The organism is Runella sp. CRIBMP (assembly GCF_009905605.1).
Classification (GTDB): domain Bacteria; phylum Bacteroidota; class Bacteroidia; order Cytophagales; family Spirosomataceae; genus Runella.
This window is the reverse complement of record NZ_JAAAKZ010000013.1, coordinates 62702-84121: the sequence shown is the minus strand read 5'-3', so window position 1 is coordinate 84121 and position 21420 is coordinate 62702. Positions and strand designations below refer to the sequence as shown.

Here is a 21420-nt window from a genome sequence, read left to right as displayed (position 1 = left end):
ATTGGGGTATTAAGCAATGTTTTTATAATCAATATGGGTATAGTATTCACTGGTTTGAGCGAGTTCGTATTCTTCTCTGTCAAAATTTCCATCCAGCATTTCCAAGCGTACAATAAGTTCTAATTGACCTTTTAATGCAGGCAATTCATTTTGAAGAATATCAAAAGTGATAAAACGGTCAATACCAATATAGTCGTGAGCGATTCGATTACGAAACCCTTTAATTTGAGACCAAGCTAAACTTGAGTGCTTTGTTTTTAATGCATCACTCACTCGATTGCTTTGCTCACCAATATTAATAAGCAACATTAGGGAAGCATTAAAGTTTTGCTGGTCATTGGCTTTAAAAAAGCCAAGTGCTTCCTCAAAATCAGCGATATAGAGTTGTATTTTTCCAATAGATTCAAGAATTCGGAGCAAATAGACTAAATCATTTTTAATATCTGATCGCATAAATTACTTCTTTTTTTGCTCTGTGTAGAATGATTGGATCGGCATATTTTTCAAACATAATATCTACTTTAATAGCCAAGTCAGATTCGATTTTCTCTTTAAATTGGATCCATTTTTTGAAATCTCGTGGGTCGGCATCAATCAATAAGTCCAAATCATTGGCCACTTCTCCACGCGCCATTGAGCCAAAAACCCCGATTCTTTCCAAGTTGTATGTTTGGTAAAAATTTGGATTTGCCAAATAGTGCAAGATGTCTTTGAGAGATTGCATAGGACTCAATGGAGTATCGTAAGGCGGTTTAATGAAGGAAAATTTATGTTTTGCTTTGGTGAAAGTTTACCCAAAGTTACGTTTTTTTCAATGAAGCTGCAATGAAAAGCGGAGTCTGGTAAATGGTATTGCCGCGAAAAATCGTCTACTTCGGATTCGCCATCATCCATGCACTTTGAAATATCAAAGTAGCTCGTTTTTGTAGTATGTTGTAGTTGATTTTGTCAGCTGTATCCGAAGGTTGGTGATAGTCAGGGTGTTCGCCGTCCATAAAAAAGGCAATCGGAATGCCCTTTTTGGCAAAATTGTAATGGTCAGAACGATAGTAAAATTGACTGGGGTCGTTTTCTGAATCATAGCTGTAGTCGATACTAAGCTTGACCGTTTGTTGGTTGGCGATTTCAATGGTTTGTTTTAGCTCAGTATCTGATTTTCCCGTAATCAAGTAGCAGTAGTTGGTTTTTTTTCGGTGTTTCCAATCGGTTCGTCCCACCATATCGACGTTTAGATTGCAGAGGATTTGACTCATGGCAAAAGGACTTGCCGCCACAAAATACTGGGAGCCTATCAGACCGCCTTCTTCGCCCGAAAATAATAAAAATAAGATACTGCGACGCGGCTTGATGCCCTGCTGCACTAGACTGTCAAAGGCGGCGGCTATGGCCAACACCGAGGCCGTACCGGAGGCATTGTCGTCTGCTCCATTGTAAATTAGGTTTCCCTGCTTTCCCAAATGATCATAGTGAGCAGAAATAATAATAATCTCGTTTTTTAGGTCCGTGCCCACGAGCAAACCGCCCACGTTATGGGCAAATAGTACTTGACTATTTTCAGCCGATGGGGGATTTGACAGTTCACTACGCTTGGCTACGACAGCCATCCTGCCAAAAAAAGACACTAAAGCGGGTGTAAAGTAATATTTTTGTAAGAAACTCCCCCCTACACTATCCAACTGAAAAATAGGTTGTAAATGATTTTTATTAAAAGTTTCAAGACAATAACCAGCGGCTCTGAATTGCCCGATGGTTCCCGTTTCTCGCCCTTGTAAGCTGTCGGAAGCTAATGTATAAACGTGTTTTTTCAGTAATGATTCTGAAACCCAAACTTCCGAAACGGAAGGTTGGGCAAGGCATTGTAGCGTAAAAACGGCATAAATAAGGATGGATGCTGAACGAATATAGAAGATTTGCATCTTTTTTATGAGTGGATGTGGAATAATTAATTGTTCTTATTTAACAGGCAGCGTGATAACAAACTCCGTCCCTTCTCCTTCGGTACTCGTCACGTCCAACGTTCCCTGATGGCCTTTGGTGACAATATCGTACGACAACGACAGCCCGAGCCCAGTGCCCTCGCCCGTGGGTTTGGTGGTAAAAAACGGTTGAAAAACCTTTTGAATAATGGCTTGCGGAATGCCCAGCCCATTGTCGCGGATGCGAATTTCTACGGCTTTGTCTTCTTTTAAAGCGGTGCTTACCCAAATTGTTGGTTCGTAGGCTTCAGCAATAAGTTGCTGTTTTTGGTGAAGGGCGTAAAAGGCATTGCCAAACAGGTTGAGCAATACGCGTCCTATGTCCTGTGTGGCAAGGTGGAGGGTCGGAATATCGGCGCTGAAATCGGTGATTAATTGGCAGTTAAAAGTTGGGTGGGTTGCTCGTTGGCCGTGGTAGGCGAGCCGCAGGTATTCGTCGGCCAAGGCGTTGAGGTTGGTTGGCTCCATTTGGCCCGATGATATGCGCGAGTGCGCGAGCATACTGCGCACAATCGAACTGGCCCGCTGCCCGTGATGGGTGATTTTTTGGAGGTTCTGTCGTAAGTCGGCCAGAATTTCCTGTTCGAGCTCGACGTCCTGTTGTTCGAGAGATTTTTCCCTTTCTTCCTGTAGCTCGTCCAATAAATCCACGGAGACTTCTGAGAAGTTATTGACAAAATTGAGCGGATTCTGTATCTCATGGGCCACGCCCGCGGTCAACTCTCCGAGTGAGGCCATTTTTTCCTTTTGGATGAGTTGGGCTTGCGTAGCTTTCAAGGTTTCGAGCGACTGATTCAGCTCGGCGGTTCGCTCCATTACCTGACGCTCAAGGGTTTCGTTCTGGGTAGCCAGAATATGTTGTTTTTCCTGCTCTTGAGCTAATGTTTTGGCCGAAAGTTTTTGGACTTCTTCCAGATGCAGCCGCATGGATTTGTACGTGTGGGTATAGTCTTGTACCAAAGAGAGCGATAGGCCAATAGGAATGCTTAGCACTACTGAAAAAACAAAAATAAGCAGCACAAAAGCTAAGATAAAAGCATTGTCTCCCAGCCCAGTGAGGCTTTGCACAATTCCCATTATGATTCCCGAAAGAATCAATAGCAGTAAAGCAAAAAAGGAGAAACGGAGCGAATTCCAAGGTAATTTATTATCAGAACCACCCTGTCGTTTTCCCAGCCAACTCACTCTGATATAATCGATTAACACCAGAAAAAAAGGAATGAAAAATTGGCCATTAGGTAAAGGCCCGATAAAGCATTGATAGCCAAAACTAACCACCAACGAGATAATAATAAAGTAAAAGAACCAACCGTGTCGGCGTTTTAAAAAAGTGTAAACGGCAGTCAACAACAAGCCAAAAGCCAGATGAATGCTTAACGTCTGCCCTACATCCAGCAATGATTTTTGGGTAAGAGTTCCCGTAAAGCCATCTACAATACTGAGCGCAAACAGGACAGTAAAGCAAAAAGTGGCAAAGGCTAAGATCAGGTGAACCTTTTGATTAGAGTTGGCGCGAAAAAAAAGAAAATGAAGTAGGGAGAGTATCCCAAACAATCCCGTCAGCATACCGCCGACGCCCGCATTCCAAGCAGTATTGACCAATTGGTTGAGCATAGACTGATGCGATGGTTCAAGCCAGAGCTTGAAAGCATCTTCATCGGTTGAGGCGTAATAGAGCGGGGACGAACGAAATGAGTATCGCAGGGCTAAAACGTGAGTATTGGTGTCTTTGACGGTAAACGGGATTTGCATAAGCCTGAGCTGCGATGCTGAATCCTGTGGATCAGAGTTGTTGGTTGTCGCCACCAATTTCCCATCTAAATACAGTTCGGAGTGGCCAAATTGTTTTACAATGAGGGAATAGTCCGTTTTTAAGGACTTTTTAGAAAGGTTGAATTTTAACCTAAACCAGCCTTTTTTTGCTTTCCAAAGATCCTTATTGTCCCGTAGTGAGGTGGTTGCTTTTTTCCAATGACGATCATCGTAGCTTGGATTCGCCCATGCTGATGAATCTCCGGCCATAAATTTCCAGTGGTCATCCTTGAAAAACAGCTGCCCCGTTTGAATAGTAATTCCAGTTTTTTGGCATGGGCCCAAATACGGAAGTAAAAAAAAGCAGAGGCAAAGCATTCTTTTCATAGATAAGGGGCTGTTTGCAGCTCAAAGGGAGGACTGTGGCTGCTTTGGCAAATTTAGACAACAATCATTATATTTTAATAAGACATACACGACTTACTATAGATGGACTCCCAAAACAGATCCTATTTACGCTGTAATGAAAAATAGCATTTGCCCATTGCGACCGAAAATGGGGCATTCATAGAGTCTCGATAGTCGTAAAAATAGTACAAAAGCGATATAAAATAAGCAAATTCCTACCTTGGGCATTGGGTAAATGGGCTAGGTTCTGCTATATTTGCCCGAATTTTTTTTAAACCTTAAATCAAATATCCTAACTACTACGCATGAATAATATCGTTTATCTCGTTCCTGCTTTTGGTGTCTTGGGGCTATTGTACACGGCCTGGCGTTTCAGCTGGGTGTCGAACCAGCCAGCCGGTGACGCAAACATGCAAAAACTCTCTGGCTACATCGCCGACGGAGCCATTGCTTTTCTTAAAGCCGAGTGGAAAATCCTGGCTTATTTCGCCATTCCCACGGCCATTTTATTATTTTGGTTAGGTTCTGATGAAGGCACGCCTGAGCATCCTATCCATTCTTCACCCCTCATTGCCGTCGCGTTTTTGATTGGTGCGTTGTTGTCGGCTACTGCGGGTTACATCGGTATGAAAGTCGCCACCAAAGCCAACGTACGTACCGCACAAGCGGCGCGGACGTCGCTGGCCAAAGCCCTTGAAGTTTCTTTCACGGGTGGTTCTGTGATGGGAATGGGTGTAGCAGGTTTGGCGGTTTTGGGCTTAGGAGGCCTTTTTATCTTGTTTTATAACATCTTCGCGGCGGGTAAACCGCTGACCTCCGACGAAATGAAAACCGCCATCGAAGTCTTGGCTGGGTTTTCGTTGGGTGCAGAATCTATCGCGCTTTTTGCACGTGTGGGTGGTGGTATCTATACAAAAGCGGCCGACGTGGGCGCCGACCTTGTGGGTAAAGTGGAAGCAGGTATTCCAGAAGACGACGTGCGTAACCCTGCCACTATCGCCGACAACGTGGGCGATAACGTAGGTGACGTGGCGGGTATGGGTGCCGACTTATTTGGCTCGTATGTTGCCACGATTTTGGCAACAATGGTTTTAGGCCAAGAAATTGGTGTAGAAGATAACTACGGAGGCTTTTCGCCCGTATTGCTCCCGATGCTGATTGCGGGGGTGGGTCTGTTGGCGTCGTTGGTTTCCACGTTCTTTGTACGTATCAAAGGAGAAACTTCATCCGTACAAAATGCCTTGAACATCGGTAACTGGGCTTCAATTGGAATTACATTTGTGGCTTCTTACTTTTTAGTAAAAAATATTTTACCCGAGACCCTCAACCTACGCGGCTTTGAATTTACCTCTGACGGGGTGTTTTATGCAATCGTGGTGGGTTTGGTTGTAGGTGCGTTGATGTCTTATATCACCGAATATTACACGGCCATGGGCAAGCGTCCTGTGTTGTCAATCATCGAAAAATCAGGAACGGGTCATGCTACCAACATCATCGGAGGTTTGGCCGTGGGTATGGAATCAACGGTGTTGCCAATTTTAACGTTGGCGGGTGGTATCATTCTTTCGTACAAGTTTGCGGGCCTTTATGGCGTGTCTATCGCAGCCGCAGGAATGATGGCGACTACGGCCATGCAGTTGGCGATTGACGCTTTCGGGCCGATTGCCGACAACGCGGGTGGTATCGCTGAAATGTCGCAGTTGCCTCCAGAAGTACGCGAGCGTACCGACAACTTGGATGCCGTTGGTAACACCACTGCTGCCACTGGCAAAGGTTTTGCAATTGCTTCGGCCGCCTTGACTTCGCTCGCCCTGTTTGCGGCTTTCGTTGGAATTGCGGGCATTACCCAAATTGACATTTACAAAGCCGACGTACTTGCGGGCTTGTTTGTTGGGGGGATGATTCCGTTTATTTTTAGTGCGTTGTGTATTTCAGCGGTAGGTAAAGCAGCCATGGAAATGGTGAACGAAGTGCGTCGTCAGTTCCGCGAGATTCCTGGTATCATGGAATACAAAACCGAACCCGAATACGAAAAATGCGTGGCCATCTCTACCGAGGCGTCTATTAAGCAAATGATTTTGCCAGGTGCCATTGCCTTGATTACGCCAGTACTTGTTGGGTTCACCATGGGGCCTGAAGTATTGGGTGGTTTGTTGGCAGGGGTGACCGTATCAGGTGTGTTGATGGGGATTTTCCAATCAAATGCCGGTGGTGCGTGGGACAACGCTAAGAAATCATTCGAAAAAGGAGTAATGATTGACGGTCAGATGTATTTCAAAAAATCGGAACCACACAAGGCTTCCGTAACGGGAGATACCGTAGGGGACCCATTCAAAGATACTTCGGGGCCTTCTATGAACATTTTGATTAAGTTGATGTCTATCGTGTCGTTGGTAATTGCTCCTTATATCGCCGTAAAAGGTGGCCATGACCATACTGCCATGAAAGAAACAATGGAGGTAAACGTAACTAAAAACAACGAAAACGGTACCATCACTAGCGCCGCAACGTTGAAACTTGACAACGGCTTAGAACTCAATATTGCCGCTAATGGCAACCCTATTGAAGTAGGCTTGATTGACTTTATTCGTTCTGACAAACCCGTTGATAAAACGACTTGGTTTGATTTTGACCGTTTGTTGTTTGAAACAGGTAAAGCAACGTTGAAGCCGGAGTCGCAGGAGCAATTGAAGAACGTTTCCGAAATTATGAAAGCATTTCCAGCGGTAAATATCAAATTGGGCGGTTATACCGACAACACAGGTGATGCCAATGCCAATCTCAAACTGTCGAGCGACCGCGCGGCTGCCGTTGAAGCTGAATTGGTAGCGATGGGCATTGACAACAGCCGGATTGACTCAGAAGGCTACGGCGACCAATATCCAGTAGCGTCCAACGACACCGAAGAAGGGCGTGCTCAGAACCGCCGTATCTCGGTTCGGGTGACGAAAAAATAGGAACTATTCCTGATTTATATAAAAAGCCTTGCTCTGACCGTTTTTGGAGCAAGGCTTTTGCTTGTGACAGGGTGAACACATAAATTTGTCAAAAACGTTTTGCACACCCAATAACTGTTTTTCAGTAATCGTATTTCGGAAATCATACTTTGCAAATCCGCTAATTTTTCTTCTGACTATGAACCTAACTAAGATTGTTTCCCTGCTGTTTGCCCTTTTGTTTGTTTATTTCGTGGTTGTTCAATACAACGACCCCGACCCTCAGGTATGGATGCCCATCTACGGTATTGCCGTGGCAGCTTGCTTGAGTATCTACTTCGCCAAGGCGCCGCGTCCTTATGTTTTTGTAGTGATGGCACTGGCCTATTTTTTTGCTTCCTATCAGCAATGGCCACCCCAGTATGAAGGCGTATTTTGGGGAGAAATGAAAATGCGGAGCATTAACATCGAGCTCGCCCGCGAATCTCTGGGACTAACAGTGAGCGGAGTAGGAATGCTGTTGATGGCTTACTTACGCACCAGATTGGGGAAGTAAAAGACGCTCGTTACTTGCTTCTTTCGATGGTATATTGGACTAAGCCTTCCAGTGAATTGCGGTAGTTGGACTCAGGAAAGGAGTGTAAAATAGCCTTGGCTTCCTCGACCAGTTTTTGCATGGCCTGTGTAGCGTACTGAATCCCGCCAGAGTCACGAACAAACTGGATGACTTCGGCTACTTTTTGGGGCTTGTCGCTGTGATTTTTGATGATATTGATGATCTGCCGTTTTTTGGTCCAAGTAGTTTGACGTAAGGCGTAAATCAACGGCAGGGTCATTTTTTTCTCTTTGATGTCAATACCGAGGGGTTTTCCTACCTCGGCATCTCCAAAATCAAACAGGTCATCTTTGATTTGAAAGGCGAGCCCTACCTTCTCGCCAAATTGGCGCATTTTGTCAACCAATTCTTCAGATGCTCCCGCAGAGCGTGCCCCCACGCCGCAGCAGGAAGAAATAAGCGAGGCGGTTTTTTGGCGAATAATTTCAAAATAGACATCCTCCGTGATGTCCAAGCGGCGCGCTTTTGAGAGTTGAAGAAGCTCGCCTTCGCTCATTTCTCGAACAGCGTTGGAGACAATTTGCAGAAGACTAAAGTCTTGGTTATCAACCGAGAGTAATAGCCCGCGTGATAAAAGATAATCGCCCACCAATACCGCAATCTTGTTTTTCCAGAGGGCATTGACCGAGAAAAAACCGCGTCGGTAGTTGGAGTCGTCAACCACGTCGTCGTGGACGAGCGTGGCGGTGTGGAGCAATTCAATGAGGGCTGCTCCCCGATACGTAGCCTCGGTGATGGAACCGCTAATACCAGCCGTCAAGAAAACAAACATCGGACGGAGTTGTTTTCCTTTTCGACGCACGATATAATTCATGATTTGGTCAAGAAGCATGACCTCACTTTTCATAAATTGCCGAAATTTTCGCTCAAAGGCGTCCATTTCGGAGGAGATGGGGGCTTGAATATCTTTAATGGAAAGAGACATAATTTCAGGGAAAAGTGTACGGACAACCCCGAGTAATGGGTGGGCAGGTTAGCCGTATACTAATGACAAATTCAGCCTATCGGTATCTTTACTTGTTTTGTTATGGGACAAACGCCAAATTTGGGACAAAATCTGTTAACATTACACGAAAGTTCTATAATTTGTTTCAACCGAGCGACAATAACTGTAATGACATTCCCCTTTTTTTAGAATAAGAAAATATTTTTGAGGGCAAAATACCAAAAACGGCATTGTTTATGAATACAAAACAAAGGATAGAAAAGGGCAATGTTGGCCACTTTTTGATAAATAATAATAACATACTATGAAGGCATTGGTACTTGGAGGAGGCTCCCTGAAGGGCGCTTTTCAGGTGGGGGTAATTCAGGCGATATTGGAAAGTGGTTTTGAACCCGAAATGATATACGGGATTTCTGTCGGTAGCCTTAACGCTGGCTTTTTGGTAAATGCTGCTGGTAAGCAACATATTGAGAAAAAGGCAATTGACTGGCCGGGTATTAGCCGTCAATTGATTGAGTTCTGGATAAAAAACATTACCCACCCCGAAGACATCGCCATCGTGCGGTCGCGCCTTACCTTGGGGATAGATACCCTGATGAGCCGTTTTGATGGATTGCTAGACACGACTCCTCTGCATACCCTTATCCGAAAAAACCTCAATGAGTTTATTCTCAAAAATAGCCCTGTTAAACTCAAAGTAGGAGCGGTAGATGTTGTAAGTGGAAAAATGGTGTATGCCACGCCCGAAGATGAAAGCTTTTTGGAATACATCATGGCCAGTAGTTCGTTGCCTACGTTGATGCCAGCCATCCACATCAAAGGTCAACGGAAAGCGGCGTACTTAGACGGAGGGCTTCGGGTAGTAGCCCCGCTCAAAGCAGCACTGGAAGATGGAGCCACCGAAATTGTGTGTATAGCCTGCCACGCAGAGCATATTTATGATGAGCCCGTAAACTATCGTAATCTGCTGAAACTGCTGGACCGGGTAAAGGATATTAACGTAAACCAGATTGTTAATAGCGACATTGCTTGGGGGCAAAACTACGTTGAAAAAGAAGGGCTGAAAGGTCGGGCTCTGAAATTATCGGTGGTGCGTCCGCATGAACCCTTGCACCTCGATATGTTGAAATTTAATTCGGACGACATCGTGCGGTTGATTGTTCAAGGCTACAAAACGGGATTTGAATACATTCAGGAAAATGGGTTGCCCATTTTGAATACGCCCAGTGCGGCTCCCAGTGAGTCGCCCCAAAATGCATAGATGCATTTCGGCGGTCAAATGGAGGAATTGAAATTTACTATACTATACTTTTATTTTAAGAATGAATATTACGATTCGCAGAGGTACCGCTGAAGATGTACCCCAGGCATTTGAATTGGTTCAGGAACTTGCTTTGTACGAAAAAGCCCCTGAACAAGTCACCAATACCCCCGAAATGATGCTCAAAGATGGATTTGGCCCTGAGCCGATTTTTGGCTTATTTGTGGCGGAAGTCGACGGTAAAGTGGTGGGGATTTCGTTGTATTACTATCGTTATTCTACGTGGAAAGGCAAACGCCTCTACTTGGAAGACATCGTGGTGACGGAATCAATGCGCGGGTATGGCCTAGGCAAACAACTTTTTGATGTGACGGTAGAAGAAGCAAAAAATACCCAATGTACTGGTATGATGTGGCAAGTGCTGGATTGGAACGAACCAGCCATCCAGTTTTACAAAAAATACGGCACCCGCTTTGACGAGGGCTGGATTAATTGTCACTTGGATTTTTAGCGATTTTATAGTCTGCTTCTTTATTTCTTTTTGAGCAACTCACGGAGTTGTTTCTCTATCATTTTGGCTTTTTTTCGGGCATCCTCCATTGGTAGACCCACCTTCATTTCGGGGCGGGTGTGGCCAGTGGAGGTTAGCCAAGCATCTTTCATGAGTTGTTGCCGCTCCGCGACCAATTTCAAAATCTCCTCTCCGTTTGGATGAATAGCCAAAGTGGTTTGAACGTCCTCTGCTGCATCCAGCCCTTTTTCTCCCAAATACACCAAGACTTGTTTAGCCATCAGCCAATGCCCCAAAGCGTCGGGATGAACGCCGTCTTTGGCCAGTGCAAAGTCGGGATTGTTCTGGCGGTGTTCATCCAAATAAGTTTTCATTGGAAAATGGAGGTCGGCTACTTCCCATTTTTGGGTCTTGCGTTGGCTCAATAACCATTCTGAGTAGGTGTCGAGTACGGCGGCATAGCCCACGGCCTTGCCTTTGAGCTCGTCATAAATAGGCGGTGTGAGGTGGACAATTGGTACGCCTAAGTCCGCAATTTGGGCGTGCAACCACGTGATACCTTCGCGGAATTTTCGGAAGCGTTCTTCATCTAAAGGCAGATAGATGCCATCGTTCATGCCATAACAGGCAAAAACAAAGTCCGGTTTGGTTTGGGTCAGTACCCGTTCGAGACGCTCATGCAAATCGGGTCGGGCAAATCTTCCGCCCGCGTGGTTGGGCTCCGAAAGCCCCGAAACGGTTTCGCTGGGCAAGCCCACATTGATGAATTCAAAACGCCTATTGGGGTAATGCGTCAGAAGGTAGGCCTCGATGTTGGTGATAAATTGCCCCGCATAGGTGATACTGTTGCCGATAAAGACAATTCGGTGGATTTTTTTTGGGAAGGGGTTGGGACCACTGGCTATGGTTGTTGAAAGAGAAAAAAAATAAAAGATAATATACCAAAACGTCTTGTATTGATTGTGTTTCTTGAATATTGAATTCATATGTAAAAAAGTCAATTGGGGATATAATTAAAAAGTGATTCTGGATGAAACCTAACCCTGCCATTCAGCAATAATTTCTGAACCCATGGTATGAACTATTTAAATGTAATAAAAAGGGCGCGTATACTTTTTTTTAAAGAATGTAACTCTTTAGAATCCAAAGCGCCATATTTTGCGTATATACACTTTCAATTTAGGATAAAAATGAGAATTTGAGATAGTTGTCGACTTTTTAACTTTCGTTTTTTGCTTGAAAAGTAAAGTTAAATCAAAGAAGCGAAAAGTGAATTGGATTCGTTCAATAAAATCTCAGGATGTTGATAAATGGCATTTTGAATTGAAAAATTTATTTACAAAAAATATACCATTTGTTAAATTTTCATATACTATTTTATATTTTTACGTCTTAATACTTTACCCTAACTCATTCATGACAACCATTAAAGCACTCCTTCTTCAGGACAGTACGGCCTGTACCCATCCGATTGAAAAGATGATAGAAGAGCCAGGATTCGAAGTTTTACGTGTGTTGGCTTCTGCTTCTGACGAGCTCCTCAAAAGCATTTTTGCGCTTCAGCCTGATTTAATTATTTGCGAAGACTCTTACAGTAAACTCATTTTGAGCGCTGAGCGGAGAATTCAAAAAAATATCCCTATCGTGTTTGTTGGGGCAAATGAAGGCGGTTTTACGGAAATGCCTATCCCTAACCGACCGACGGCTTATCTGAAATGGCCTTTCACGGGTGGTGTTTTACGGGCCATGATTCATCTGCTTATTTGAGATTTCTTGTCCTCCACCTAATTTTTGGGAAAAACGAATGCCTCCAAAGTTGGGGGCATTTTTTTGTAACTAAACTGTGTGACCGATAAATGGCCGTAAATTGATAAAAGTAAAGGCAGAATTAAGTAGATAGCTAATGATTGACCATTTTATGTTTTAGCACCTAATTCAAACCGATACATGAAAAATTGCAAAATAATATTGATTACCCTCATGCCTCTTTTTGCAGGAATAACGACCGTTTATGCGCAGAAGGGGCGAGACGTGAGTTTTACAAAACAGGTACTGACCAAGATGTTTTTTTCGGAAGGTGTGGCGGTAGGGGATGTAAATCATGACGGAAAGAAGGACGTTATGGCGGGGGCATTTTGGTTTCAGGCACCCAACTGGGAACGCCACGAAATCGCCAAAGGAGATACTTTTACGGTCAATGGAGGCTACAGTAATTCGTTCCTGAATTTTAGTATGGATGTCAATCAAGATGGATGGATTGATTTGATACGGGTAGATTATCCCGGAATTCCAGTGGTATGGCACGAAAACCCACAGAATAAACCAGGCCACTGGAAAGTACATGTAATCAGCAAATCGTTGGGTAATGAATCTCCTTATTTTGGCGATATTGACGGTGATGGCCGCCCCGATATTGTGGGTAACGATTCTGAATCAAAACAGATTATATGGTTGAAATCTCCCACCAAAAAAGGCGATACCCAGTGGGAAAAAACGGTGATTGCGGAAGGGAATATTCCTGGTACGCACCGATTCACCCACGGCCTGGGGTTGGTAGATATGAACGATGATGGCCGGCTAGATGTGCTTATCAAAGAAGGTTGGTGGGAAGCACCTGCCGATCGTAAACAGCCCAATTGGGCATTTCATAAGGCAAATTTGGGTGAAGATTGCTCGCAAATGTACCTGCTTGATGTGAATCAGGATGGGTTGAAAGACGTCATCAGCACTTCGGCTCACGCCTATGGCATGTGGTGGCACGAGCAGGGCAAAGACGGACAAGGTAACCCCACTTGGACGAAGCATGAAATATATAAAGCGTTTTCGCAGACACACGGACTAAGTTTAGTTGATATCAACGGCGATGGACAAAAAGATTTGGTGACGGGGAAACGTTATTTTGCGCACAATGGCAACGACCCCGGAGAGTTTCAGCCAGCGGTATTGTACTGGTTTGAATTCAAGCCCGGCCCAACGCCTACTTGGACCCCGCACGAAATTGACAATAACTCGGGCGTAGGCTTGCACGTTGTGACGGAAGATATGAACAACGACCGCCTTCCGGATGTTGTGGTGGCGAACAAAAAAGGGGTACACGTGTTTTTGCAGCAAAAAAAGTAACCCTTTCGGATGCATTAAAATTCCTCTACAGGTGTCCACAGGACAGCATTTTAGCGGGGAATGATGTAAGTTTGTGTTATGAAAGTCGGCTTATTTATTCCCTGCTATGTAGACCAGTTTTACCCGCAAGTGGGTATTGCTACGCTTCAATTATTAGAGAGGTTTGGATGTCAGGTTTCGTATCCTGCCAAACAAACGTGCTGCGGTCAGCCCATGGCCAATTCTGGTTATGAGCACCTGACGCACGATTGTAACCGTTTGTTTATCAATAACTTCTCCGAGTTTGATTATATCGTTTCTCCGTCGGGAAGTTGTGTGCTACACATCAAAGACCACCTGCATGACGACAAACGTGAGGGCGAAGCAACGCACGTGCGGACGCACATTTATGAACTCACGGAGTTTTTGACTGATATCTTAAAGGTTGAAAATTTAACGGCCCATTTCCCGCATCGCGTAGGAGTGCATCAGAGTTGCCACGGGCAGCGCGGGCTGCATGTAGCCCAGATGTCGGAGTTGGTGGCACCGCCATTTTCTAAACCCGAAAAACTATTGAAGATGGTTACTGGTTTAGAGTTAGTAAAGCTCGACCGGGTGGATGAATGCTGCGGATTTGGCGGTACATTTTGTGTAGCCGAAGAAGCCGTTTCGGTACGGATGGGTATCGACCGCGTAGATGACCACATCAAAAACGGCACCGAAGTTCTGACCGGAGGCGATATGTCGTGTTTGATGCACTTGGAGGGGGTTATTCGCCGTCGTCAATTGCCCATCAAAGTAATGCACATCGCTGAGATTCTAAATGCGAAATGATTTCGAATGTAGTGGTAGATTCTCAAATCGGCCACGTGATTGTCGTATCGGGTTGTGAGCAACCTTTAATACCTGAAAAAAATGAACCACGCTGACGCCGCCGAAAAGTTTAATAAGGATTTTGACCGTACTACTTGGCACGACGAAACGCTCTGGTGGGTGCGCCAAAAGCGCGACCGCGCGGCTTTTGCCATTCCCGAATGGGAACAACTCCGCGAAACCGCCTCTCAAATCAAGCACAACGTGTTGTCTAACCTAGACAATTATTTGATTGAATTTGAGAAAAATGCGCAGAAAAGCGGCATTACAGTGCATTGGGCGGCCGATGCCCACGAGCATAACCAAATTGTCCTTTCGATTCTGAAAAGCCAAGGCGTGACGGAAATCGTAAAAAGTAAGTCGATGCTGACCGAAGAGTGTCACCTCAATCCATACCTGACAGAAAACGGCGTAGAGGTGATTGATACCGACTTGGGTGAGCGCATTGTGCAGCTAGCCGACGAGCCACCGAGCCACATCGTGTTGCCGTGTATTCACTGGAAAAAAGAAGAAATCGGTGTCTTATTTCATAAACATTTAGGAACGCCTGAAGGCTGTGCCGACCCCGTTTTATTGACCCACGCGGCCCGCGCAAACCTACGAGAGAAGTTTTTGACGCGCCGTGTGGCCATTACAGGCGTGAACTTTGCCGTGGCCGAAACGGGCGAGTTTGTGGTCTGCACCAACGAAGGCAACGCCGACATGGGCGCACACTTGGCTGATGTACACATAGCGTGCATGGGCATCGAAAAAATCATTCCCAAACGCGAACACTTGGGCGTTTTTCTGCGCCTCCTGACGCGCTCCGCTACTGGGCAGCCTATTACGACATATTCGAGTCATTTTGGTAAACCACGCGAAGGGCAGCAAATGCACATTGTGTTGGTGGACAATGGCCGTACGGTGCAATTGGGCCGCGAGCAGTTCCGCAATTCGCTCAAATGCATTCGCTGTGGGGCCTGTATGAATACCTGTCCCGTGTATCGGCGCAGCGGCGGGCACAGCTATCACAATGCAGTTGCGGGGCCGATTGGAGCCATTTTAGCGCCCAATCTGGACATGACCAAAAATGCAGATTTGCCCTTTGCCAGTACCCTTTGCGGTAGTTGTTCGAATGTGTGCCCCGTTAAAATCAACATCCACGAGCAGTTATATGAATGGCGTCAGGTGCTGACGAAAAGCGGACATTCGCCTACCGCTAAAACGCTGAGCATGAAAGTGATGTCGGCGGTTTTGTCCAATCCGACCGTGTATCATTTGTCGGGAAAAATCGGCCGGTTTGCCATGGCCAATGCCCCGTTTGTGGTCAATAATTCATTCAATCCTTGGTTCAAACAACGCGAAATGCCCGAGCCACCCAAGGAATCGTTTGGCGAATGGTACAAGAAAAACAGGGGTGAGAAGTGAGGAAGTAGGGGCAAGCCTTGCGTTTGCCCAGCGAGTTAGAAAGAGCCGAACATCGACCTAAATTTATCGGCTGCTTCAGTTGCATTTAGATGCTTCCAGCATGACAAAAATATATTAAAATGAGTCGTGAAAAAATACTGGCTGCCGTAGCCCAAAATAAACCAACTTTGACGCCGTTGCCCGAAATTCAAAATTTTGGCAACCCTTACGCGAATTTGGTAGAACAGTTTAAGACCGTTCTGACCGCAATTGGCGGTGAGGTGGTGTACGTCAAAGATTGGGAAGAAATCAGGGCGTATATCCAAACGCATTTCGGTGGGCGTCGCATTGTGACCAACATTGACCCGTTGGCCGATGTAGCGCAGGAAAGTTGGATAAAATCAGACCCACATTCTTTGGAGGATGTGGGCTTGGCCATTTTGAAAGGCCAATTTGGCGTGGCCGAAAATGGCTCTATTTGGGTCACCGAGACCGAAATGGGGCAGCGTGTAACGCCTTTTATTGCCGAAACGCTCGCTTTAGTGATTCAAAAATCAGAACTCGTCCCCAAGATGCATGATGCTTACGTCCGTATTGGAGGAGAGCGTTATGGGTTTGGGGCCTTCATCGCGGGCCCTTCCAAAACCGCCGATATTGAGCAATCTTTGGTCTTGGGAGCGCATGGCCCTAAGTCTATGTTGGCGTTTTTGATGGACTAAACAAAATCCTATAAAAATCACTGGGGCGCAAAGAGATTATATTTCTTTGCGCCTTTTTATGTACAGTCGTTATTTCTCTCTTAGTTTGTGCATCATAAATCAAACTTCTGCTCCTTCCTAAAATGCGTTTTCTCAAAATTCTTCTCAAAATTCTCGGCGGTCTGGTCGCGCTGATTGCGGTTGTATTGGTGTGTATGTTGACTACCATTGACGATACGCCCTACCAAGAAATGCCCTATTATCAACAATGGAAGACCCAAATGAAGGAGCTGCCGGTTAGAAAGCAGTCATCGGGCCTTAATCAATTGAAAGCGGGTTGGGCAAAGGTAAATTTTACGCCAAAATCACCCACGCCCACGGCTGGATATGGCGTAAGGCGGGGGGCTTTGTACACATCGGTGCATGATTCTATTTATGTTCGGGCGGTGGTCATCGAAAATGGTGACACCAAAGCCGCTATCGTTGCCGCTGATTTATTGATTATTCCGCCCGCCGTTACCGAACAACTCAAAGAGAAACTCAAAGCAACGGGAATTCCGTTTGAGCAAGTTTATTTTGGTGCAACGCACTCGCACAACAGCATGGGTGGTTGGAGTGAAGGAATTGTCGGGAAGTTGTTTGGGGGAGAATTTAACGAAGCAAATGTAACGTGGATTGCCGATGCGATGGTTAAAGCAGTGACTTTGGCGCAAAAAGACCTCCAACCTGTAACAGTGGCGTACAATCAATTGGCTGATACCGCGCGTGTTAGAAATCGGGCGTTTGATGAAGGGACTATTGACCCGTTTGTGCGTACCATGCAGTTTGTAAGAAACGACGGCCAAAAAGCCTTGCTGTGCTCCTACGCGGCCCATTCAACGATTATGAGTTCCGACAACATCGTGCTCTCGCGCGATTACCCAGGGGTGTTGGTAGATTCGTTGGAAAAAGGAGAAGCCAATTTTGCCCTGTTTATGTCGGGGGCGGTGGGGAGCATGGGGCCTAAAATTGGGATAGAATCTGATTCTGACTTTGTTAAAGTGGGGACCGAAGCCGACAGTTTAGAAAGCGATGTTCAGAAGCAACTTACTCAAATCCAACCTTTTCCAAATCCAGTTTTTCAGATGGTAACGTTTCCATTGCCGCTGCGCCAGCCGGTTCCGAGAGTTACCACGGGTTTGAGCATGAGGCCTTGGGTGTTTCATTGGGCTTTTGGCGATTATCCCAATTATGTCAAGGCGATGCGCATCGGTAATGTTTTGATGGTGGGTTTCCCGTGTGATTTTTCGGGAGAATTGGTGGCCGAAATGAGCGCTTATGCCGAAAAGAAAGGATTGCAATTGATGGTTACGAGCTTCAATGGAGGGTATATTGGGTACATTACACCCGATAAATACTACGGAAGAGATACCTACGAAACCCTCACCATGAACTGGTTTGGGCCTTACAACGGTGCCTATTTTCAGGAAATTGTGCGCGATTTGGTGGATAAGATGTCTGCATAAATTCAACGTTGGCGAGGACTGGGTCGCACCGGCGGACTGGTCCTCGCCAACGTTATTATTTACTTCTGTGGTCTTTTATAACGAATAGGCGCTTCTGGCTCGGGTTTGAGCGTCACGCTTTGCGTCTTCAACAATTCCAACGCTACCTGCACCGATTTTTCCAGTTGCGGGTCTTCGCCTTTGGCTACTTTGGCGGGGTCTTGGTGGACCTCCACATCGGGCGCAATGCCTTCACCTTCTACCGACCATTTTCCGTCAATATCATAAAAACCACCGCGTGGCGCTACCATCCGACCACCGTCAATGAACGGCGGGGTGTCCCACGTGCCGACCAACCCTCCCCAGGTGCGGGTGCCTACCAACGGACCGACTTTGGCTTGGCGGAACAAGAACGGCATCAAATCACCCCCAGAGCCAGCGCGCTCATTGATAATCATTACTTTAGGGCCCCAAAGCCCAGCCATCGGTGTGGTAAAGGGCTTATGGTCGTTGGCGCGACTGTTGAAATATCCTTGTAATTTTCGGGCCAAAACGTCCACAATATAGTCAGCGGCCGAACCGCCGCCGTTGTTGCGCTCGTCAATAATCGCTCCCTTTTTATCCTGTTGGGCAAAATAATAACGGTTAAAATACTCGTAGCCTCCATTGCCCGTATTGGGAATCCATACGTAGGCCAACTGGCCCTTGGAAAGTTCGGATACCTTGCGACGATTGCCTTCCACCCAAGCCCGCGTGCGGAGCTGGGCTTCGTTGGCAATGGGCACCACCGTAATCAACTTAGCGGCTTTTAAGTCGGGCGTAGCACTTACCCGAATTTTGATTTGGCGGTTGGCCGTGCCTTCCAATAAACTGTAAATATCCATCTCTGCCGTAAGGGGCACGCCGTTGATTTCCAGCAGATAATCACCTTCTTTGACGTCGATGCCTGGGCCAGAGAGGGGAGCACGCAACTCAGGATTCCAGTTTTCGCCCGTAAAAATGGTTTTGAGGCGATATAACCCATTTTCAATGCGAAAATCTGCCCCCAAAAGTCCCGCAGGATTGTTATTATCCAAGGTTGGAAAATCACCGCCTGAGGTATAGGAATGCCCTACGGCAATTTCTCCACCCAAAATATCGACCACGTAATTGAGATCGGTGCGGTGACGAACGTGGTCAATCCAAGGAGAGTACCATTGATACACATCGTTCCAAGGAGCGCCGTGGGTATTGTTTACATACAGAAAGTCTCGTTGGTAGCGCCAGCCTTCGCGGAAGATTTGCTTATACTCGGCTTTGGGGTCAATCTGAATTTTCATGCCTGCCATGTTCAGCTTTCCGTCGCCTGGTTTAGGGGGATTGGCGGTGGCTACAATACCCCATGAACCTTCGCTGCGGTACAGCAGATTCTTGCGGTCGTGTGCCGTAACGGCATATTGAATTCCCTTCAAAAAATCTTCGTTTTTCTGGTCTTTGAGGGTGTATTTATGAAGGATAAAGCCAGGTTGGTCGGGGATGTTTTCGGTAAAAAACAGAGAACCTTCAGGGCCTTCGATGATTTGGTCATAATCTTTTACCGCTACTTTGGGCAACGCCAGAATGCGCTGGTCAAGCCCATCCAAATCTATTTTTACCACAACTCCCTTTTTAGGTTCTGGTTTTTCGTCCTTTTTGGGCACTTCTTTGCCTTTCTTATCCGTTTTCTTGGATTTGTCGTCGGTGGTTGGCTCTTCTTTCTTTTCGGTTTTTTCTACGATTTCTTCGTCACTTTTGGGCAGAAAAGGAGATGGCTCGCCTTTGGCCAAAACAATCATGTATACCCCACGGGTAACGGGCATTTGATACGAGCTCATGTCAAGCCAACCTGTGTTTAGCGCAAAATTCGTACTCGCTAAAAAATACAAATACTTACCGCTGGCGTCCCACACGGGCGAAATCGCGTCTGACATGCCGTCGGTCAATTGATGCGTTAGGCCCGTTTCAAGGTTATAGACTTTGATGGCTTTGTGTTGATTGTCCAAAATACGGGCGTAGGCAATCCATTTGCTGTCGGGCGACCAAACGGGGTTCAGACTGCGATTTGGGTGCGCGAAACGCTCGGTATCAATCTTTTTGGGTTGACCACCCTCAACTTCAATAACCCATAAATTATAATCCGTATCGGTGTATGAAATGTATTTGCTATCGGGCGACCATTGGGGTTTAAAGTAAAATGTGGGAGTGGGTAAGGCCACGGCGCGCGGTTTTTCGAGTCCTTCTTGGTCCGAAATCATCAACTGATATTCACCGCTGGCGTCCGAAAACCAAGCAATCTTCTGACCATTGGGCGACCATACAGGCGAGCGGTCGGCCACGCCTGAACTGTGGCTGATGTTGCGCCAATCGCCGTTTTCTTTGGGAACGGTAAAAATATCTCCTCGGTATTCAAACAAAGCCCGTTTACCCGTGGGAGAAAGCGACGCATTCAACAGGGCCGACGGGCGCACATCTTGCCAGCGGGGCAATGCCCACGTAAAATCTCCCTGAACGTTGATTATCAGTTGCTTGGCTTGCCCAGTTTGCGGGTCGAGCAGGTGGAGGTAGCCTCCTTGTTCATACACGATGCGGTCATTGGAAGCATCCAGACTTTTTACGTCAAAATCTTTGTGAAAAGTGACCTGCTTCAGCTCATTGGTTTTGGGGTTGAACGACCAAATATTGTTGGCATAGTCGCGCTCAGAAAGAAAATAGACCATGTCTTTATACCAAACGGGGTCGGTATGGCGCTCACGGTCGGTTTGAGGAGTAGTTTTGAGCGTAAGGGTTTTTAAGTCTACAATCCAGATGGGTTGGGCCTGTCCGCCGCGATAATTACGCCATTCGGGGTCCCAAAAGCCGATGGTTTGGTAGGCCGCCATTTGGCCATCGTCCGAAATCTCTCCCGCGTGGGCTTGCGGAATGGGCAGTTCTTCTTGAAATCCGCCCTTAACATTGACTTTGAAAAACTTAGCAATGGCGGTTGGATAGCCACTGCGCCCCGAACGAAAAACGACACTCTGCCCGTCGGGAGTCCAGCCCTGCACCGCGTCTTCACCTGGATGCCAAGTGAGGCGTTTGGGTTCGCCACCAGTGGCGGGAATAACGTACACGTCGGTGTTGCCAGCGTACTGGGCCGAAAATGCAATCAGGCTACCGTCGGGCGAAAAATGAGGGAGAGATTCGGTGCCTTCGTGGGTGGTGAGGCGTTGGGCGTTGCCGCCGTCGCGGTCAACGAGCCAGAGGTCGTCGGCATATACAAAGACAATGGCGCGGTCGCTGACGGTGGGTTGACGCAGCAGACGAGTGCCTTGTGCCGAGGCGTGGCTACTGTTGCCCCAAAAACCAACCAGTAAGGCCAGAAAGGGTAGAAATCGCATGATGAAGGGTTATTTAGTTTTGCTGAAAATTACGTATATTTGCAATGCTCCCCAAATCTATTTCCCCGTGGTACGCTAG

General features: G+C 46.4%; 17 protein-coding genes. 10 read left to right on the top strand and 7 right to left on the bottom strand.

Features of this window, described 5'->3' with window-relative positions; translation table 11 throughout:
* Positions 1 to 9: 9 nt before the first annotated feature.
* From GVN20_RS23105 to GVN20_RS29790, 4 genes are all read right to left on the bottom strand, one after another.
* Entirely contained in the window at positions 10 to 453 is a 444-nt protein-coding gene (locus GVN20_RS23105) for a DUF86 domain-containing protein (protein ID WP_166560615.1), read from the bottom strand.
* Entirely contained in the window at positions 437 to 724 is a 288-nt protein-coding gene (locus GVN20_RS23100) for a nucleotidyltransferase family protein (protein ID WP_166560614.1), read from the bottom strand. The genes GVN20_RS23105 and GVN20_RS23100 overlap by 17 nt, the downstream gene beginning before the upstream one ends.
* A gap of 145 nt (positions 725 to 869) precedes the next feature.
* Positions 870 to 1916 (bottom strand): M20/M25/M40 family metallo-hydrolase, encoded by a 1047-nt coding sequence (locus GVN20_RS23095; protein ID WP_166560613.1) that lies wholly within the window; start codon positions 1914 to 1916, stop codon positions 870 to 872.
* A 36-nt stretch (positions 1917 to 1952) separates the two neighbouring features.
* Complete coding sequence (locus GVN20_RS29790) at positions 1953 to 4115, bottom strand: ATP-binding protein (RefSeq protein WP_229599167.1); 2163 nt, start codon at positions 4113 to 4115, stop codon at positions 1953 to 1955.
* A 326-nt stretch (positions 4116 to 4441) separates the two neighbouring features.
* On the opposite strand from GVN20_RS29790, the gene GVN20_RS23085 reads away from it, so the two are divergent.
* Together GVN20_RS23085 and GVN20_RS23080 are read left to right on the top strand one after the other, a co-directional pair.
* Positions 4442 to 7093 carry a sodium-translocating pyrophosphatase gene (locus GVN20_RS23085; protein ID WP_166560612.1) on the top strand — a complete coding sequence of 884 codons (2652 nt, stop codon included), beginning with the start codon at positions 4442 to 4444 and terminating at the stop codon, positions 7091 to 7093.
* Positions 7094 to 7271: 178 nt separating this feature from the next.
* The gene (locus GVN20_RS23080) at positions 7272 to 7628 is read left to right on the top strand and encodes a transmembrane 220 family protein (RefSeq protein WP_166560611.1); all 357 of its coding nucleotides are present in this window, start codon (positions 7272 to 7274) and stop codon (positions 7626 to 7628) included.
* Positions 7629 to 7638: 10 nt separating this feature from the next.
* Here GVN20_RS23080 and GVN20_RS23075 read toward each other — a convergent pair whose 3' ends face one another.
* Positions 7639 to 8613 carry a polyprenyl synthetase family protein gene (locus GVN20_RS23075; protein WP_114462026.1) on the bottom strand — a complete coding sequence of 325 codons (975 nt, stop codon included), beginning with the start codon at positions 8611 to 8613 and terminating at the stop codon, positions 7639 to 7641.
* Between the two features lie 325 nt (positions 8614 to 8938).
* Between GVN20_RS23075 and GVN20_RS23070 the strand changes: the two genes are divergently transcribed.
* Together GVN20_RS23070 and GVN20_RS23065 are read left to right on the top strand one after the other, a co-directional pair.
* The gene (locus GVN20_RS23070) at positions 8939 to 9895 is read left to right on the top strand and encodes a patatin-like phospholipase family protein (RefSeq protein WP_166560610.1); all 957 of its coding nucleotides are present in this window, start codon (positions 8939 to 8941) and stop codon (positions 9893 to 9895) included.
* Positions 9896 to 9956: 61 nt separating this feature from the next.
* Positions 9957 to 10406 (top strand): GNAT family N-acetyltransferase, encoded by a 450-nt coding sequence (locus tag GVN20_RS23065; protein ID WP_114066840.1) that lies wholly within the window; start codon positions 9957 to 9959, stop codon positions 10404 to 10406.
* A 20-nt stretch (positions 10407 to 10426) separates the two neighbouring features.
* On the opposite strand, the gene GVN20_RS23060 is transcribed toward GVN20_RS23065, so the two are convergent.
* Entirely contained in the window at positions 10427 to 11392 is a 966-nt protein-coding gene (locus tag GVN20_RS23060) for an SGNH/GDSL hydrolase family protein (RefSeq protein WP_166560609.1), read from the bottom strand.
* A gap of 430 nt (positions 11393 to 11822) precedes the next feature.
* Between GVN20_RS23060 and GVN20_RS23055 the strand changes: the two genes are divergently transcribed.
* The 6 genes from GVN20_RS23055 to GVN20_RS23030 all read left to right on the top strand — a co-directional run bounded on the left by GVN20_RS23055 (position 11823) and on the right by GVN20_RS23030 (position 17967).
* Complete coding sequence (locus tag GVN20_RS23055) at positions 11823 to 12173, top strand: hypothetical protein (RefSeq protein WP_166560608.1); 351 nt, start codon at positions 11823 to 11825, stop codon at positions 12171 to 12173.
* Positions 12174 to 12386: 213 nt separating this feature from the next.
* Entirely contained in the window at positions 12387 to 13526 is a 1140-nt protein-coding gene (locus GVN20_RS23050) for a VCBS repeat-containing protein (RefSeq protein ID WP_229599166.1), read from the top strand.
* A gap of 78 nt (positions 13527 to 13604) precedes the next feature.
* Positions 13605 to 14339 (top strand): (Fe-S)-binding protein, encoded by a 735-nt coding sequence (locus tag GVN20_RS23045; protein ID WP_166560606.1) that lies wholly within the window; start codon positions 13605 to 13607, stop codon positions 14337 to 14339.
* A gap of 81 nt (positions 14340 to 14420) precedes the next feature.
* On the top strand, positions 14421 to 15785 hold the full coding sequence (locus tag GVN20_RS23040) for a lactate utilization protein B (protein ID WP_166560605.1): 1365 nt from the start codon (positions 14421 to 14423) through the stop codon (positions 15783 to 15785).
* A 119-nt stretch (positions 15786 to 15904) separates the two neighbouring features.
* Positions 15905 to 16483: an LUD domain-containing protein gene (locus tag GVN20_RS23035; protein WP_166560604.1), complete on the top strand. Its 579-nt coding sequence runs from the start codon at positions 15905 to 15907 to the stop codon at positions 16481 to 16483.
* Positions 16484 to 16605: 122 nt separating this feature from the next.
* Positions 16606 to 17967, top strand: a complete 1362-nt coding sequence (locus tag GVN20_RS23030) for a neutral/alkaline non-lysosomal ceramidase N-terminal domain-containing protein (RefSeq protein ID WP_166560603.1) — start codon at positions 16606 to 16608, stop codon at positions 17965 to 17967.
* A 59-nt stretch (positions 17968 to 18026) separates the two neighbouring features.
* Here the strand turns inward: GVN20_RS23030 and GVN20_RS23025 are convergent, their stop codons facing one another.
* Positions 18027 to 21341 carry a S41 family peptidase gene (locus GVN20_RS23025; RefSeq protein ID WP_166560602.1) on the bottom strand — a complete coding sequence of 1105 codons (3315 nt, stop codon included), beginning with the start codon at positions 21339 to 21341 and terminating at the stop codon, positions 18027 to 18029.
* Positions 21342 to 21420 lie beyond the last annotated feature (79 nt).